Source organism: Priestia sp. P5 (assembly GCF_029522155.1).
Lineage (GTDB): Bacteria > Bacillota > Bacilli > Bacillales > Bacillaceae_H > Priestia > Priestia megaterium_E.
On the sequence record NZ_JAKWFJ010000002.1, the window covers coordinates 320,731 to 337,183 of the forward strand.

A 16,453-nucleotide genomic window follows, 5' to 3' on the forward strand; every position below is an offset into this window, starting at 1 on the left:
GATGGGAGAAATACCTGTAGGAGTTCAGCTTTATACGCTGCGTGAAGAAACGAAAAAAGATTTTAAAGGAACGCTTCAAAAAGTAGCTGCTTTAGGATATCAAGGGGTAGAATTTGCAGGGTACGAAGGACATACAGCGCAAGAAGTAAAAGCTTGGTTAACGGATTTACAGCTAAATCCAGCTTCTAGTCATGTGCCGCTTGAACAATTAGAATCTAATTTAGCGCAAGTGCTTCACTTTGAACAGCAAGTTGGAAATTCACATATTGTTTGTCCTTATTTAATGCCTGAACGTCAAACGGAAAAAGGGTATTACGAACTTATTGATTCTTTAAATGATATTGATACGTATTGTAAAAAAGAAGGCATGTCATTTAGCTATCATCATGATTTTGAGCTGAAGAAATTGTCAACTGGAAAGTCAGCTCTCCACACTATCTTAGAAGAAACTGAGGTAAACGTCGAGCTGGATATTTATTGGCTCACTAAAGCAGGCGAAGATCCAGTGGAGTGGATGAAGCACTATCGAAATCGTACGCCTTTTATCCATTTAAAAGATATGACAACAGACGGCGAGCAATTTTTTGCTCCTCTTGGTACCGGAGGAGTAGATGTAAAGGCTGTAATGCAAGAAGGACATAGAGCAGGAGTAAAATGGTGGATTGTTGAACAAGATCAGTGCAAAGAAAATCCTCTTAGCAGCATAAAAAAAAGCTTAGCATATATCAAATAAAAAACGAACAGACAGCGTCTGTTCGTTTCTTTATTGATAAGCTGGAGTCCATTCAATCTCTCCGCACTTATTCATATAATCAATATTTACCTCAAAGTTATGTTTTTCATAAAAATGAATTAATCTTTCGAGATGATCCCAGTCACGCTCAGCGATATCGCCTTTAATGACATGAACATTTTGATCAACCGCTACTTCTTTTAAATAATTCATACATACAGAGCCATATCCTTTATTAGCAGGCCCTTTAATGTCACCGATAAAAATCGTGTGATTATCTTCATATACGCCGTCGATAGCAAAATCCCAAGACCCTCTATAAGCTTTTGTGCATTCGTTTAGCATAATTTTACATGCGTTTCCGTCATTTTGTGCCGATACAATAACTAACTGATTATCTTCAGGCTGATCGACACCAATAACTTCATACTTTTTAGCAATTTCTTTTAAATTATCCTGCATGCGAAACAGCTGAAACTCTAAATCATCAAGTGTTTCTTTTAGTTCGTCTGCATTTTGTTTTTTTTCTGTAAGCTGAGTAAACATTTTATACTCCTTTCCGTCTGTTTTCGGTCTAAACGCGCCTATGACAAAGAGAACACGGTGTATAAAGCGAAACTTTATAAAGTATCTACCTTAGTAAAAATATAAAAAGGAAAGAACCTGATTTGATCGATCGTTCATCAAAACGGCTGCTTTCCTTAACATTCACTTTTAAATTTTTCACAACGTGTATAAGGGTAACAAAGACTCATTAATTTTGTCAATAAGTTTGAAGGTCTATTTATAAAGAAGGTAACAGGACGTTTTGCTTATTGGAAAGGAAAAATAATGAGTGAAAAAAGAATCATTTTAAAGTAAAATCATTGGAGGAAAAGTATGGTTAAAGAGTAATTACTTTTCATTTGGAAAAAACATACTTAAAATAAAAGTAAGAAAATATTTCATTTACTTACAAAATATTATAGAAAAATGGATGGAGTAATATGGGGTAAGTGTTAACTATATCGAACAAAGGGTGTATAAGATGGATAAATATCAAATTGCATTATTAGCTAATGTCCGCAAACAGCTGCAAGAGTGGACTGATCAAAATGAAGAAATACCTCATGAAGAGGTGTACCGCTTTTTGCATTCAATTTCTGGAACGTCTGCAACCATTGGACTGCATTATTTAGGAGACCGCTCCCGCGAGTTAATGGAAGCTGTTGAAAAAAATCAGAAAAAAACCTGGAATTACGCGGAGTTAAATGCATTTTTATTAGATATTATTAAAATTTGTTATCAAGATGAAATTCAATCGGTAGAAGATATAAATAAACCGATAGAAATTAGTGAACAAACAGCTAATGTTTTACTTGTGGATGATGATCTTTCAATGCTGATGTATTTAAAAGAACAGTTTGAAAAACAAGGCTGGTACGTATTAGCAACTGCCTCTAAAGAAAAAGCCATTACGGCTTTTTACGAATTAAAGCCGGATTGTTTTGTTGTAGATGTACATATGAAAGACGGTACGGGATTTGACATTCTTTCATTTTTGCGTGATAAAACAAAGCAACTGTTCGTCCCGATTGTCATGATGAGCGTTGATAATCAAAGAGAGACGCGTTTGAAGGCTTTTAAATTAGGAGCCGATGATTTTTTTGTTAAACCTCTTAATATGGAAGAAAGTCTGCTTCGAATTGGTCACCATATTGAACGAAAGCAGATGTTTAACTCCTATTTAATGTTTGATGAATTAACAGGAGCCTATAACCGAACGTATTTAAAAGAAATCTACAGTCAGCAGCTGTCGAGCTTCGACCGCTTAAAAGATCCTTTTTGTTTGGCGATTTTAGATTTAGATTTCTTTAAGAAAATAAATGATCAATATGGACATCTTATGGGAGACCGCGTGCTGCAAGAATTTGTAGAGTATATGAAGCATGAAATTCGTCCAACAGATCACATTTTTAGATATGGAGGCGAAGAATTTATTCTTTTACTGCCAAAAACCAATATAAAAGAGGCAGAAACAGTATTAAATAGACTGTTGGATTCCTTTGTGAAAAAAATGTTCACACATCAAAGCAATTCGTTTTATTGCAGCTTTTCCGGCGGAGTTGTAGAAGTTCATAATAATGAGTGGACGTTAGAAAAAGCTCTTCATCAAGCTGATGAAGCATTATATACAGCGAAGGAGTCAGGACGTCAAAAAATTGTAGCTTCTTCTCAAAGCAAGCTGGTTAAAAAGCGAACGCTTCGTATGGCTATTATTGATGATGATTCTATCATTCGAACGATGCTAAAAGAGCTTTTAAGCAAGATTGATGTAGGAGATCGCTATGAAGTGAAAATAGAAGTGTTTAAAGACGGCATCGAATTTTTTGAGTCCCAATGGATTCACTCTAGCGATCAGTACTTTGTTATTTTAGATGGAATGATGCCTAAGATGGATGGCTTGGAAGTGCTGCAAAAATTAAGACAGCATAAACGTCACGATCAGTACACGGTTATTATGCTTACATCAAGAAACAGCGAACAAGATATTCAAAGAGCATTAGAGCTCGGGGCAGACGATTACATGACAAAGCCATTTAAGTTAATGGAGCTTGAAGCGCGCGTGCGTCATTTAATGAAGAAGGTGAAATAAATGGCGATGTCCATTCAAGTGGTATATGTCTTATTTGGCGGATTGCTATTGCTTTTAGTCTGTTTTCTGAGTTATTTACTTATTCAAAAAGCGCGTTTAAACGCTTTTCGAGCAAAAGTAGAATCCTATAAAGATAGTATGAAAGAATCTCTTTTTATTTATTTATACAGAAAAGATGAAGAGCATCGGGTAGAGCCTAAAAATAAAATAGAGCTGGCGGGTGTAGAGGAACTATTGAGCGGTTTTTCTGCAGCTGTGCAAGGCGATGAAATTCTAAATAACATCACGCTCTATGCGGAGAAGGTTTTTACACCCAAATATAAAAAAGAGCTGCATCATTCTAGGTGGAGTGTCAGAATGAATGCCCTTTATGCTATTGAAGACTTTGGTCTAACTACGCTAACAGACCAATTAGTAGAAATGTATGAGAAAAAAAATAGTACAGCGGCTGAAAAAAATCAAATTTTAAAAATTTTAGTTAAGCTGAATCGCCCTGAGTTTGTTGTGTACATGACGAACGCTTCTAGACCGCTGTCTGAATTTATGTACCGCTCTTTGTTTGGAACTATGAACAGTGAACAGTTTCAGCAATTTATTAATAAATTTGAAGACCTGCAAGAAGAAATTCAGCTGCCTCTTATCGATATGATAGGTATCAATCATAAGTTAGAGTATATAGATTTCTTAAAAATGCACATGAAAAGTTCATCAGAAGAACTGCGAATTCGTTCGTTGAAATCACTTAATGCTTTATCTTTTCCATTAAGAATAGAGGAGCTCACGAAACATCTTCAATCAGATATGTGGCAAGAAAGAATGATGGCTACAAAACTAATAGGCAAAACGAGAGATGAGAAGGGATTGTCACTTCTCGAGCAGTCGCTAAAAGATTCTCATTTTCTTGTGCGTTCGAATGCTGCTCAGTCAATGATGAAAATCCCAACGGGTAAAGAATATTTAGTTCATGTATACAAAACGACTGATGACAAGTTTTCGAAAGATATGGCAGCAGAATGGCTTGAAAAAGGAGGAGTTACGGTTGTGGAATAGTGTTTGGCATCTTTTATTGTCTATTTGCGGATGGGCTGTATTTGCTTATATGATTTTTGTGCTTTGTTTTTATTTTATGATGTTTATCATCTCTGCTTTTCAACTGCGAAAGCAATATCAATTAAATGATGAAGAACCTTATGAAGATTTGCTTGCGGTTAGCTATACAACGCCGTTCTCTATATTAGTTCCCGCTTATAACGAATCTGTCGGGATTATTGGAAGCGTACGTTCGCTGCTAGGAATTGAATATCCGGAATATGAAGTAATCGTGGTAAATGATGGATCTTCAGATGATACGTTAGAAAAGCTTATCGAAGAGTTTTCTCTTGTGAAAATGAATCGAGTTGTGAGAAAGCAAGTAGAGACGAAAGAAGTAAAAGCTGTATATCGTTCTAAATTATACGATTATTTATATGTAGTCGATAAACAAAATGGGGGAAAGTCAGATGCGTTAAATGCAGGAATTAATTTATCCAACTATCCTTATTTTTGTTCGATCGATGGCGATTCAGTGTTAGAAAGAGATGCTTTTTTAAAAGTTATGAAGCCAATTATTGATTCAGACGGAGAAGTAATTGCTTCAGGGGGAAGTATTCGAATTGCAAACGGATGTAAAATCGAAAACGGTGCGGTCGTATCGATTGGACTTGATACGCAGCCGCTTGTTGTGATGCAGATTATTGAATATTTACGTGCCTTTCTTATGGGGCGCATTGGTCTCAGTCGCCATAATTTATTACTTATTGTGTCAGGAGCATTTGGCGTATTTTCTAAACGCTGGGTGATTGAAGCTGGGGGTTATTCTCATACAGTCGGCGAAGACATGGAGCTCGTTGTTCGCCTGCACCGACTGATTAAACAGAAAAAAACCAACAATCAAATTGTTTATATTCCAGATCCCGTATGCTGGACAGAGGCACCCGATGAAATCAAATATTTGCGAAGACAGCGGAACCGCTGGCACCGTGGTTTATTTGATAGTCTTTGGAAGCATAAAGAGATGCTGTTTAATCCGAGATACGGAAGTATCGGAATGATTTCTATGCCTTATTTTGTGTTTATTGAACTAATCGGGCCGGTCATGGAAATGTTAGGCTATTTGTTTATTATTATTTCTCTAGTTGTAGGCGGGATTTATGTAGAATTTGCTTATTTGCTTTTTCTCTTGATGGTTGTATATGGTTCTCTTTATTCGATGGCGGCCGTTTTGCTAGAAGAGTGGAGCCTTCGCAAATATCCAAGAGTATCCGATATTGCTAAACTGTTTGTCTTTTCCCTGACTGAATCCTTTTGGTATCGACCTCTAACTGTTATATGGCGCTGTCATGGATTGTTGGATGTTATTCGCAATAAAAAAGGCTGGGGAGACATGCAGCGAAAAGGAGTTTCACAATGAAAAAATGGTTATTAATTGGAGGCATTATTTTGGTTATGGCAGTAACGGCTTCTCCATTTCTTCTTTGGCAGCTAAAGAAACCAACTGATTTGGATATGCTTGTCATTGATAAAACAGTGCCGGATCAAACGTTTCGAGAGCATCAAGGTTTAATGTGGATGCTGAATCAAGCGAAAGTACAAAAAGAAGGGAAGCCTTATAAAATCTCAAAAGATTATGCAGGGTTTTACCCGAATGGAGATAAAACATACAGCATTAAATCTCTGCCAAAAACAAAGTCTGCAGATATGATTTATATCACGGACACGTATGGCGTATACAAAGAAGATTTAGGCGTAAAAGCTAAAAGAGGAGATCGCTCTCAATTGGTGTATGGCGGCATGACTTCTGAAGACGTGAGCTACGTTAAGAAAGCGTTGAATGGACGTACAAAAACGCTGATTGGAGAGTTTAATACATTTGGGAGCCCTACTTCTTTAGACGTTCGCAAAGAACTGTATGAATTGTACAATGTTACGTGGTCCGGCTGGATTGGACGCTATTTTGAGGAATTCGGCAGTGAAGAAGTTCCTGCTTGGGTGAAAAGTGCTTACAAAAAGCAGTACAACAAAGAGTGGAGCCTTACAGGAAAAGGCTTATTATTCGTTAATGAATCCAATAAGCTCGTTATTATAACGGAAAAAGAATTAAAAGAAAATCCAGTATGGTTTCAATACACAAAACAAGGAAACAAAACATTGAATTTACAGGATGAATCTGCTTATCAATATTGGTTTGACGTCATTACACCGCAGCAAAAAAGTGATGTGCAGGCTCAGTTTGTCTTTCACTTAGATTCTGAAGGGAAAAACAAGCTAAAGGAAAATGGTATTCCTTTGTCCATACCAGCAGTCGTTCATCATAATAAAGAGCGATATGATACCTATTACTTTGCAGGAGATTTTGCAGATCAAGGAGAAGTACCTTCCATTTATCAAACCTCTTTTTACCCGGTGTGGAAGAAATGGACAGAGAAAATCGGAAAAGAAGATGAGTCTTCTTTTTACTGGACTGTTTACCTGCCTCTTATGAATAAGATCATAGATCAACAGCAAAATGAATCACAGCCTGCTTCTGTTACTTTTAATAAAAATATGGAAATCTATGAAGATGCTGACCTTAAAGTAGCAGGGAAAGTAGGAAAAGATTATTTGCAAATTTATCAAAACGGCAAGTGGCAAGATTTGCTGATTAAAGGAGTGAATATGGGCATTAGTAAGCCAGGCCATTTCCCTGGTGAGACTGCTATTTCGAAAGAAGAATATTTGCGCTGGTTTGAAGAAATTGGAAAGATGAATGCCAACTCAATCCGCGTATACACCATTCATCCTCCCGCCTTTTATGAAGCGCTTGCTGAGTATAACCAAAAAGCTAAGAAACCCATTTATCTTTTTCATGGAGTATGGGTGAATGAAGAAGTTTTCTATGATTCACAAGATGCTTTTGCAAAGGAAAATACAAAAGAATTTGAAGCCGAAATGAAAAGGATTGTAAACGTTATTCACGGAAAGGCAACACTGCCAAAACGGACAGGACATGCAAGCGGAACGTATACAGCAGACGTGTCTCCTTATGTGTTGGGGTGGATTATAGGAGTTGAATGGGATCCCACGGTAGCTCTTTCGACAAATGAAAAACATAAAGGAATGAAAGATTTTAAAGGGCAGTACATCTATACCGAAAAAGGCAATCCCTTTGAAATTTGGCTTGCTCAGCTTATGGAAAAAACGATTTCCTATGAGCAGGATAAATATGATTGGCAGCGGCCCATGAGCTTTACGAACTGGGTGACGACGGATTTGCTTACTCATCCATATGAGCCTTCTGAAGACGAAGATAAAGTGTCTGTTAATCCTAATTTAATTCACACAACTAAAAAATTTGAGCCTGGCTTATTTGCCTCTTATCATATTTATCCGTACTATCCTGACTTTTTAAACTATGAACCTCGTTATCTCGCTTATCGAGATCATCGAGGAGAGAAAAATAACTATGCAGGTTATTTGCAAAATATGAAAGAAGTTCATCATATGCCCGTTCTTGTTGCTGAATTTGGCATTCCGGCTTCGCGAGGACTCACCCATAGAAACGTATACGGATGGGATCAAGGCTTTCACACGGAACAAGAACAAGGAAAGATTCTGTCACGCTTATATGAAGACATTGTCGAAGAAAAAATGGCTGGCGGTATGGTCTTTACATGGCAAGATGAATGGTTTAAGCGAACGTGGAATACGATGGAGTACGACAATCCGAATCGCAGGCCATTTTGGACGAATTTGCAAACGGGAGAGCAGCATTTTGGACTGCTGAGTTTTGATCCAGGAACGAAGCTGAAAGTCAAAGTAGACGGTAAATCAGATGATTGGAAAAAGCTGAACAGCAAGTCGGTATATAAGCCGTCTAAGAAGTTAAAAGCATTGAACATTACAAGTGATGAAGGTTATCTATATCTACACGTGAGTGCAAAAGAACTGGAAGATCAAAAGCTTTATTTCTTGTTTAATACCATTAACAATCAGGGACAGTCAAAGATTCCTCAAATTCCTTCCTTAAAAACAAAAGGAATTGATTTTGTAGCAGAATTAAACGGGAAAGAAGACAGTCATTTATGGATAGACAGCTATTACGATACGTATTATTTTTCATATGCTCATCAGCTTAAAATGATTCCGGCCGTAAAAGGAACCGATACGAAAGACAACGGCATGTTTAATCCAATCAGGCTCGCCCTTAACAAAGAGTTAGCGATTGGAGAGGGGAAAAACAAGAGAACCATTCCTTTTGACGCCTATGAAACTGGGAAGCTCCAAGAAGGAAATAGTGATCCTAACTCTTCTTCATTTGATTCGCTAGCAGATTTTAAAGTGAATGAATCAAATGGAATTGCTGAACTTCGCATTCCTTGGGCGCTTTTAAATGTAAAAGACCCGAGTCAAAAAGAAATAATGGGAGATATTTGGTCCAAAAAAGGATTAGAATCCAGCGAGAAAATAAAAGGAATTCAAGTGGGAGTCGTAGCTGTTAATAAGAAGAGCAATGACGTAGAAGATACGTTTCCGACTCAGAAAAAAGGTGAACTTTTATTAAAAGATTTTTACTTATACAAGTGGAAAAATTGGGAGTATCCAACTTTTCACGAACGAATAAAGCCGTCCTACTTCATATTGCAAAAAACGTATGGACGACTACAAGCGGAGGAATAACAATGGCAAAAATTTTATTAGCGGAAGATGAAGAAGTGCTTCGTATGTTAGTGGTAGATACGCTTGAAGATGAAGGACATGATGTGACGGAAGCAGAAAATGGCGAAGAAGCTTTGAAATTCATTAAGGAAAGTGATTTTGACTTAATTATTTTGGATTATATGATGCCCGTGTTCACCGGGCTTGAAGTCATTCAGCAGCTGAAAGAAATGAAAGATAAGCGCCATACAAAAGTATTGATGCTTTCAGCTAAGAATCAAGCTGCTGATCAAAGTAGAGTGTTAGAAGCGGGGGCTACGTATTTTATGTCTAAGCCGTTTAGTCCGCTTTTACTGGCCGAACGTGTTGAGGAAATTCTACATGAACAATAAATTAAAACGAAAAAGTATTTCAACTCAGTTCATTCTCTTAGCAAGTATCCTTTTACTTGCTTTTGCGGCGGGTTCAACTGTACTTGTTGTACGGCAAAAAGAAATTACAGCTGATTATGCCCGGTACAGGGCACAAGTACGGGAAAAGGCACAGCTGCTATCTACAATCGATAAATCAATGAACAAGGCTTTTTTGCAGGCTCGTGGGTTTATTGCGTTTGATTCAGAGGATATGTATAACGAGGCTGCAAGTCAGCAAAAAATTATTGAAGAAAATCTTGATCGACTTTCAGGTCTAGCCGCAGATAGACGTGAACGTACGTTTGTAAATGAAGCGACGGTGATGCTAAACACGTATTTTAATCAAACGCTTCCTTATTTTAAAGATATTTACGACAAAAAAGGTATTGAAGGGGTCCGCTCTAGTCCTGAGCGGAAGGCTGCTTCTAAATCAATAGAACAAATGCAAAAAGAACTTGATGACTACCAAAATGAATTAACTAAAGACTTAAATACACAGTACGATGACACGTCGAGTGACATGCAGAAAAGTCAAACGTTCTTTATTTTATTTTTAGCGTTTACAGTGGTCATTTTATTATTGCTTACACGGGTATTGCTAAATAAGTTTGTAAAGCCGCTGAGTCAGCTAGCATATACGGCAAGCGAAATTGCTGCCGGAAAAGAAATGCCTATGACATTTGATGAACATAGAAGAGATGAAATCGGTATGCTATCTCAAGCTTTTTATAAAATGGTATCGACTTTGCAAAATAATGAACAGGAGTTAACGGCTCAAAATGAGGAGCTGATTGCACAGCAAGATGAATTGCACAGTCAGCAAGATGAACTTCAGCACGCATTAGAATTAACAAAGGAACGAGAAGGAGAGTTAGAATTGCGCAATTTATTTGTGCACGGACTAACAAATTCTCTTCACAAGCAAGAAGTTCTTACGAGCGCTGTCACAAACATGAGCCGGGTGATGAAAGCTGATCACGGCTTTATTATGCTAACCGATGAAAAGACATATGCTTCATTTGGTCTATCTTCATCAAGTGTTCAACAGATGGTGGCAAATCTTCATAATAATTATGTTAATCATGTGCAACAGACGAAAAAATGTATGGTAGTAAAAAGAGAGTGTATAGAACATGAGCGCCTATATCATCAGCAAACGTTTTATTTGTATGACATTATCGTCCCGGTGATATCTTCACAGGGAGATATGCTAGCCTATATGTTTTACAGCCGCTACGCGGATGAATACACAGAACATGAATTACAGACGTTTGAAATACTGGCCAAACAAATTACGATTGCTCTTGAAAAAATTTATATTTACGAAGAGTCTGAGCATGACCGATTGTTATCTCAAGATATTTTAAATTCGATTCAAGAAGGAATGCAGCTTGTAGATACAAGCGGTACGATTCTACAAGTAAATACGAAAATTAGCGAATTGTTTCAATATGAGCATCAAAGTGGGCTTCTTCAGCTCTCTCGTAATCAATGGTTAGATGCTATTTCTGAAAAAGTAGAAAATATACAGCAGCTAAGGCAATACGTTGAAGCCATTTGTAAGGGAGATCAAGTAGAAAAGTCTTTTGTTTATTACCTGCACACGGAAGGTAAGCGAAAAGTTATAAAAGTTTACAGCGAATACGTATATCGAAACCGTCAGATGTTTGGCGTATTGTTCGTTCATCGTGATATTACGAAAGAGTTTGAAGTTGATCAGATGAAGTCAGAATTTGTAAGCACCGTCAGTCACGAGCTGCGCACACCTTTAGCAAGCGTATTAGGGTTCACTGAGCTTATGCTAAACAAAACATTAAAAGAAGAACGACAGAAGAAGTATTTAACTACTATTTATCAGGAAGCACAGCGGTTAACGTCTTTAATCAACGATTTTCTGGACGTCCAAAGAATGGAAGCGGGGAAACAAACCTACGATAAAAAGTATCAAGACATTCTGCCGCTTATTAAGCAGGTGATTGAAGTCCAGAAAATACAAACAAATAAGCATGAATTTGATATGATTTCTGATCAAGAGCATTTTACAGTAATGGGAGATAAAGATAAGCTGCTGCAATTGTTTAATAATGTAATTAGCAATGCAGTGAAATATTCGCCTGATGGAGGGAACGTCACTGTTAAGTTGTATCAAAAGGAACATGCTGTTTATATTGATATTCAAGATGAAGGAATTGGTATACCAAGTGAAGCGCTAGGTCAATTGTTTACCAAATTCTACAGAGTAGATAATTCTGATATGCGCAAAATCGGTGGAACGGGTCTTGGGTTAGCGATTGTAAAAGAAATTGTAAAGGCCCATGGTGGAGACGTTACTGTACAATCAGAATGGAAAAAAGGAACCACATTCACAGTCGTTCTGCCGCTTCTTCATGAAGTTCAGTACGATGAAGAAACGATGATAAATACGGATGATAACCGCAAAAGCGTAGTGATTGTAGAAGATGATAAAAGCTTAGCGACACTTTTACAGGTAGAATTAAAAGAGAGCGGTTTTCACGTTCGGTATTTTAACAACGGAGAAGACGCATTAAACTCTATTCATCAGCAAAAGCCTGAAGTGGTTGTTCTAGATATTATGCTAGGAGAAAATAAGTTAGACGGCTGGGATGTTTTAAGACACCTCAAAGAAAGTACAGAGACAGAAAAAATTCCTATCTTAATCTCATCTGCTTTAGACGAAAGAAGCAAAGGGTTAGAGCTTGGAGTGTGTGAGTTTCTGATTAAACCTTACCAGCCTAGTAAATTATCCAAAACGATTCTCCAGCTGCTTTTGAAAAGGCAAGAGCATGAAGGAGAAATTATGATTCCATCAGATAAGGAAGAGTAGAGAATTGGTGAGGCTTCGCTATATTTACGGAGCCTCATTAAACGAAAAGAAAATTAGTAAAGTAACAAAAAAACGTTGAAAACGCTATCAATTTATGGTTTTATAGTAAGTAGGCATAACATGATGACCTTAGAATTACCTTTTTCCACCTCCTTACATGCGTAAGGAGGCTTTTTTGTATAAATATAGTAAGATAAGATAACAAAACCTGATGCAGAATCGTTTATTGAATTTCAGCTAGTTAAGAAACTGCTCAAGAAAGTTTGATAGTGAAAGGAGTGAAGCTCTGGAGATCATTTCACAAAGGGAGGATAGTCTATCTTAGAAGTGAAGGTAGTTCAATTTTTATAATCATAGTATAATAAAAAATACGGTTATAAAAGCTGTGTTTGTTATACATCTTTTATATAGAAGGTAAGATTGAATTTTATATTTGCTTAAAGGAGGTCTTTCCTTGGATATTGCGTATATAATTGCTGAAGAAAGAATTAGACAAGCAATAAAAGACGGTGACTTTGATAAGCTGCCTGGGGAAGGAAAACCATTAAAGTTAGAAGATTTGTCACATATACCTGAAGAACTGCGCCAAGCGTATAGGATATTAAAAAATGCAAATATGATAAGTGATGAACAAGAGCTGAAACGAGATATGACTACAATAGAAGAATTGATTTCTATATGCACGGATGCTAATGAAGAACAAAGGCTAACGGAGATGCTTACGGAAAAGCGTTTGCGCTTTGAGCAGCTCGTTGGCAAGAAAAAGATGACAAGTTCTGCAGCTTACAGGACGTATCAGAATAAAATTTACTCCAAATTTTTTTATTAATGAGTGTAATGGACGAGACGATCGGAGGGTGAGAATTTGCGGCTGTTAATTTTATTGATCAGTATCATACTATTTATTTCGCTTTGTTTTTATATTTTTGCCCCGCAAATAAAACGAGGTGCCCAATCGAAAAATGTGCCGGTTTTATTTATTCATGGCTATTTAGGCAGTCAAAAAAGCTTAGGGAAAATGATTAAACGATTTGAACAAAACGGATGGGGAACTAAAGTAGGTTACTGCGTTGTTCAAAAAGATGGAGCTATTCAGTGGAAGCATATTATGAAAGCAAAAGAGGGAAAACTTCCGCTTATTCATATCGTCTTTAAAAAGCCAGATGCCAGTATTGCACAGCAGCAAAAATGGATTGAAGCTATTATGCAAGATGTACGTGATACATATAAAGCATCTTCTGTTGATTTAGTTGGACATAGTATGGGAGGAGTAACAGCAGCAGCTGTTAGTTTGTCTAACCCTCAATATATTCAAAAGTTAGTTACGTTAGGATCGCCAATTCAAGGATTAGATTATCAGGAATTAATGGAGATGTACCCTCATGCACGCAATCATATTGAATCTATGGGTGCTCGTGATTTAGCTTTCCACTCTATAGCGTTAAACAAGCTGTACGAAAGTCGTCAAGATTTCTCAAAAGAAATCGACGTTTTTTCAGGAGCAGGAGACGTGGGAGATAAGACAGATGGAGTGGTAACAGTAGAAAGTGCTTACGGACTGCAAGAGTTTACCGAACACATTCATCTCCAAACGTTTCATGAAGCACATTCAGATTTACATGAAAGCTCAGAGGTTGATAAAGCTGTCTATCAATTTCTAAAACGGGATTAAAGGAGGATTACGATGCTTTACTTAATTAGACACGGCCAAACAGATTGGAATAAAAACAAACTTATTCAAGGGCATGCTGATATTCCGCTCAACGAAGCGGGAAAGCAACAAGCTAAACGCGTAGCGGAACGTTTTCGAGATATCCATATTGATGTAATCTATACAAGCGATTTGCTTCGCGCGCAGGAGACCGCTAGGGAAATTGCAGCCGCTGCTAAAGTAGAGAAAGTCGAGGTTTGTGAGCAGCTGCGTGAGCGCTCTTTTGGAGAACTAGAATCAAAGAATGTAGAAGTTCTGCATGAGCTTGTGCCAAACTATGCGACAAATTGGGGAGAAGAGCCTTTATATAATATCGAAACACTCGAAGCCGCTCAAGAACGGATGGTTCGGCGGTTAACGGAAATTATGAAGAAGTCTATCGGAAAGAAAGTAGCAGTTGTTAGTCACGGGGCGGCAATTAATACATTCATTCATCATGTAACAAGCGGAGAACAAGGAACAGGGACTACTATTTTACAAAATACATCAATTACAACTTTTGCTTATGAAAGTGGAAAATGGCTTCTTGAAACGATCAACGATGCCAAGCATCTTGAATAAATATACTTAAAGAGGCTGTGGCAGTAGCATTTTAGCTGAACGAAGATCCGAACGAGTTTGATTCTTAATCAAGAATCAAACTCGTTCGGTTTTTTTTATGGTTAAGGTTAAGGTGAACGTGAACGTAGGTTTCACATATGTAAGTGCTTCTAGATGTTGGTTAGAGGGCAAGATGAAGACTCCTGCAGGAACAGAGGCTCAACGGCGACGGCCCGCGGAAAGCGAAGTCTTGCATGGAAATCAACGGCGGTGTAAAAAGTGATCCATATTGCTTATCTTTAAAGTGCATTGATTTAGTCATGTCTCAAACTCTGTTTTATGATAACTAAACAAAAAGTAGGAGAGATGAAAAGACAATATAGTAATTTCATATATAAATATTTATACAATTGATTTTAATAAAAATGCATAGTAAAATAAGTTTTATTACTATTCTATTAAAGCGTTTAGTATAACTGGATTTCCTAATATTGTTTAATAAGCAACTATATTTCGGAATAAGATTAATTGATTTGGATAATTTCAAGGAGGATGCAGTATGTCAAAAGATTGGAGTCACTTATTTGAAAGAATGCCTGAATTGCTAGCACCGACGATGGCTAAAGACCATCCGAATCTGCCCGTTGTGAAAGAAGAAGGATGTTATTATTATGGAGTGGATGGTAAAGAATATCTCGATTTTACTTCTGGAATCGCTACGACAAATGTAGGACACAGACATCCGAAAGTAGTAAAAGCAATTAAAGACGGAGCAGATCAATTATTGCATGGTCCTTCAGGTGTGATTATGTACGAATCGATATTAAAATTAGCCGATGAGTTAGGAAAAGTAACGCCTGGCAATTTAGACTGCTTTTTCTTTGGAAATAGTGGCACCGAAGCAATTGAAGGAGCCTTGAAATTAGCGAGGCATGTTACAAAGCGTCCGTACGTTATTTCTTTTTTAGGGTGTTTTCATGGCCGCTCGATGGGAGCTTTAAGTGTTACAACATCGAAAAGCAAATATAGACAATTTCAGCAGCCTTCGGGACTGACGTATCAAATTCCATATGCCAATCCAAAAGAGTGTCCTGCGGAGCTAGACAGCGATGTGTACTTTACTGAAAAGCTTGAAAAAGATTTTGAAATACTCTTTAAGCACCAAGTAACCCCTGAAGAAGTGGCGGCCGTTATTTTGGAACCAGTATTAGGAGAAGGCGGTTATATTATTCCTCCGAAAAGTTGGATGAAGAAGTTGAGAGAGGTTTGTGATCGTCACGGAATATTACTTATTTTCGATGAAGTGCAAACAGGGTTTGGCCGTACTGGCGAATGGTTTGCTGGACAAACGTTTGATGTCGTACCAGATATTATGGCTATAGCAAAAGGAATTGCTTCTGGAATTCCGCTTAGTGCAACGGTAGCTTCTCAAGAATTAATGAAGCAGTGGCCCCTTGGCACACATAGTACAACATTTGGAGGAAATCCTATTGGATGTTCAGCAGCCCTTGCAACTCTTGAAGTGATGAAAGAAGAACAACTGCTGGATAACACAAGAAAAATGGGCGCTTATGCGTTAGAAAAGCTGCATCTTTTAAAGGACAAACATTCAGTTATTGGGGATATCCGCGGTTTAGGACTTATGATTGGAATTGAAATTGTTAATCCGGATACGGGAGAAGGCGATGGAGACGCCTTATTTGAGATTCTGGACTTAGCTTTAGAAAAAGGCGTGTTATTTTATTTTTGCGGAAATGCAAGTGAAGTTATTCGCATGGTACCTCCGCTTACTGTAACAAAAGAACAGATAGATGCCGGCATTCGTATGCTAGATGAGGCTATTACTTCTTTTGAGAAAAAGTCAGCTGTAAAAGCGTGATAAAAAAATATAAAAATTTATATA

Annotated in this window: 12 protein-coding genes; 11 read left to right on the plus strand and 1 reads right to left on the minus strand. The window is 37.5% G+C overall.

Translation table 11 applies throughout. The features are described 5' to 3' along the window. Position 1 precedes the first annotated feature (1 nt). Positions 2–733 (plus strand): sugar phosphate isomerase/epimerase family protein, encoded by a 732-nt coding sequence (locus MMB69_RS18505; RefSeq protein ID WP_277448170.1) that lies wholly within the window; start codon positions 2–4, stop codon positions 731–733. Positions 734–763: 30 nt separating this feature from the next. Here MMB69_RS18505 and MMB69_RS18510 read toward each other — a convergent pair whose 3' ends face one another. Further along, entirely contained in the window at positions 764–1,279 is a 516-nt protein-coding gene (locus tag MMB69_RS18510) for a GNAT family protein (RefSeq protein ID WP_221783867.1), read from the minus strand. 481 nt (positions 1,280–1,760) lie between these two features. Between MMB69_RS18510 and MMB69_RS18515 the strand changes: the two genes are divergently transcribed. The 10 genes from MMB69_RS18515 (at position 1,761) to MMB69_RS18560 (ending at position 16,429) form a co-directional block, all read left to right on the plus strand. Further along, the gene (locus MMB69_RS18515; RefSeq protein WP_221783869.1) at positions 1,761–3,368 is read left to right on the plus strand and encodes a GGDEF domain-containing response regulator; all 1,608 of its coding nucleotides are present in this window, start codon (positions 1,761–1,763) and stop codon (positions 3,366–3,368) included. After that, a complete protein-coding gene (locus MMB69_RS18520; protein ID WP_221783871.1) occupies positions 3,369–4,418 on the plus strand; it encodes a HEAT repeat domain-containing protein in 1,050 nt (349 codons plus the stop codon). Further along, positions 4,408–5,817, plus strand: coding sequence for a glycosyltransferase family 2 protein (locus MMB69_RS18525; RefSeq protein WP_277448171.1), 1,410 nt, complete (start codon positions 4,408–4,410; stop codon positions 5,815–5,817). The genes MMB69_RS18520 and MMB69_RS18525 overlap by 11 nt, the downstream gene beginning before the upstream one ends. Next, on the plus strand, positions 5,814–9,062 hold the full coding sequence (locus MMB69_RS18530) for a hypothetical protein (protein WP_277448173.1): 3,249 nt from the start codon (positions 5,814–5,816) through the stop codon (positions 9,060–9,062). The genes MMB69_RS18525 and MMB69_RS18530 overlap by 4 nt, the downstream gene beginning before the upstream one ends. Positions 9,063–9,064: 2 nt before the next feature. Next, positions 9,065–9,433, plus strand: a complete 369-nt coding sequence (locus tag MMB69_RS18535) for a response regulator transcription factor (protein ID WP_221783876.1) — start codon at positions 9,065–9,067, stop codon at positions 9,431–9,433. Beyond that, positions 9,423–12,299 carry an ATP-binding protein gene (locus MMB69_RS18540; RefSeq protein ID WP_221783878.1) on the plus strand — a complete coding sequence of 959 codons (2,877 nt, stop codon included), beginning with the start codon at positions 9,423–9,425 and terminating at the stop codon, positions 12,297–12,299. Before MMB69_RS18535 ends, MMB69_RS18540 begins: the two co-directional genes overlap by 11 nt. Before the next feature lie 454 nt (positions 12,300–12,753). Further along, positions 12,754–13,128 carry a DnaJ family domain-containing protein gene (locus tag MMB69_RS18545; protein ID WP_221783879.1) on the plus strand — a complete coding sequence of 125 codons (375 nt, stop codon included), beginning with the start codon at positions 12,754–12,756 and terminating at the stop codon, positions 13,126–13,128. 36 nt (positions 13,129–13,164) lie between these two features. Further along, complete coding sequence (locus tag MMB69_RS18550) at positions 13,165–13,971, plus strand: alpha/beta fold hydrolase (protein ID WP_013081956.1); 807 nt, start codon at positions 13,165–13,167, stop codon at positions 13,969–13,971. 12 nt (positions 13,972–13,983) lie between these two features. Beyond that, positions 13,984–14,571 (plus strand): histidine phosphatase family protein, encoded by a 588-nt coding sequence (locus tag MMB69_RS18555; protein WP_221783881.1) that lies wholly within the window; start codon positions 13,984–13,986, stop codon positions 14,569–14,571. A gap of 538 nt (positions 14,572–15,109) precedes the next feature. Next, a complete protein-coding gene (locus tag MMB69_RS18560; protein ID WP_221783882.1) occupies positions 15,110–16,429 on the plus strand; it encodes an aspartate aminotransferase family protein in 1,320 nt (439 codons plus the stop codon). Positions 16,430–16,453: the final 24 nt, after the last annotated feature.

What these genes read in the sequence shown, in the direction of transcription:
- MMB69_RS18505 (WP_277448170.1), top strand. Translation starts at nt 2, where the DNA reads ATGGGAGAAATACCTGTAGGAGTTCAGCTTTATACGCTGCGTGAAGAA.
- MMB69_RS18510 (WP_221783867.1), bottom strand. Translation starts at nt 1,279, where the DNA reads ATGTTTACTCAGCTTACAGAAAAAAAACAAAATGCAGACGAACTAAAA.
- MMB69_RS18515 (WP_221783869.1), top strand. Translation starts at nt 1,761, where the DNA reads ATGGATAAATATCAAATTGCATTATTAGCTAATGTCCGCAAACAGCTG.
- MMB69_RS18520 (WP_221783871.1), top strand. Translation starts at nt 3,369, where the DNA reads ATGGCGATGTCCATTCAAGTGGTATATGTCTTATTTGGCGGATTGCTA.
- MMB69_RS18530 (WP_277448173.1), top strand. Translation starts at nt 5,814, where the DNA reads ATGAAAAAATGGTTATTAATTGGAGGCATTATTTTGGTTATGGCAGTA.
- MMB69_RS18535 (WP_221783876.1), top strand. Translation starts at nt 9,065, where the DNA reads ATGGCAAAAATTTTATTAGCGGAAGATGAAGAAGTGCTTCGTATGTTA.
- MMB69_RS18540 (WP_221783878.1), top strand. Translation starts at nt 9,423, where the DNA reads ATGAACAATAAATTAAAACGAAAAAGTATTTCAACTCAGTTCATTCTC.
- MMB69_RS18555 (WP_221783881.1), top strand. Translation starts at nt 13,984, where the DNA reads ATGCTTTACTTAATTAGACACGGCCAAACAGATTGGAATAAAAACAAA.
- MMB69_RS18560 (WP_221783882.1), top strand. Translation starts at nt 15,110, where the DNA reads ATGTCAAAAGATTGGAGTCACTTATTTGAAAGAATGCCTGAATTGCTA.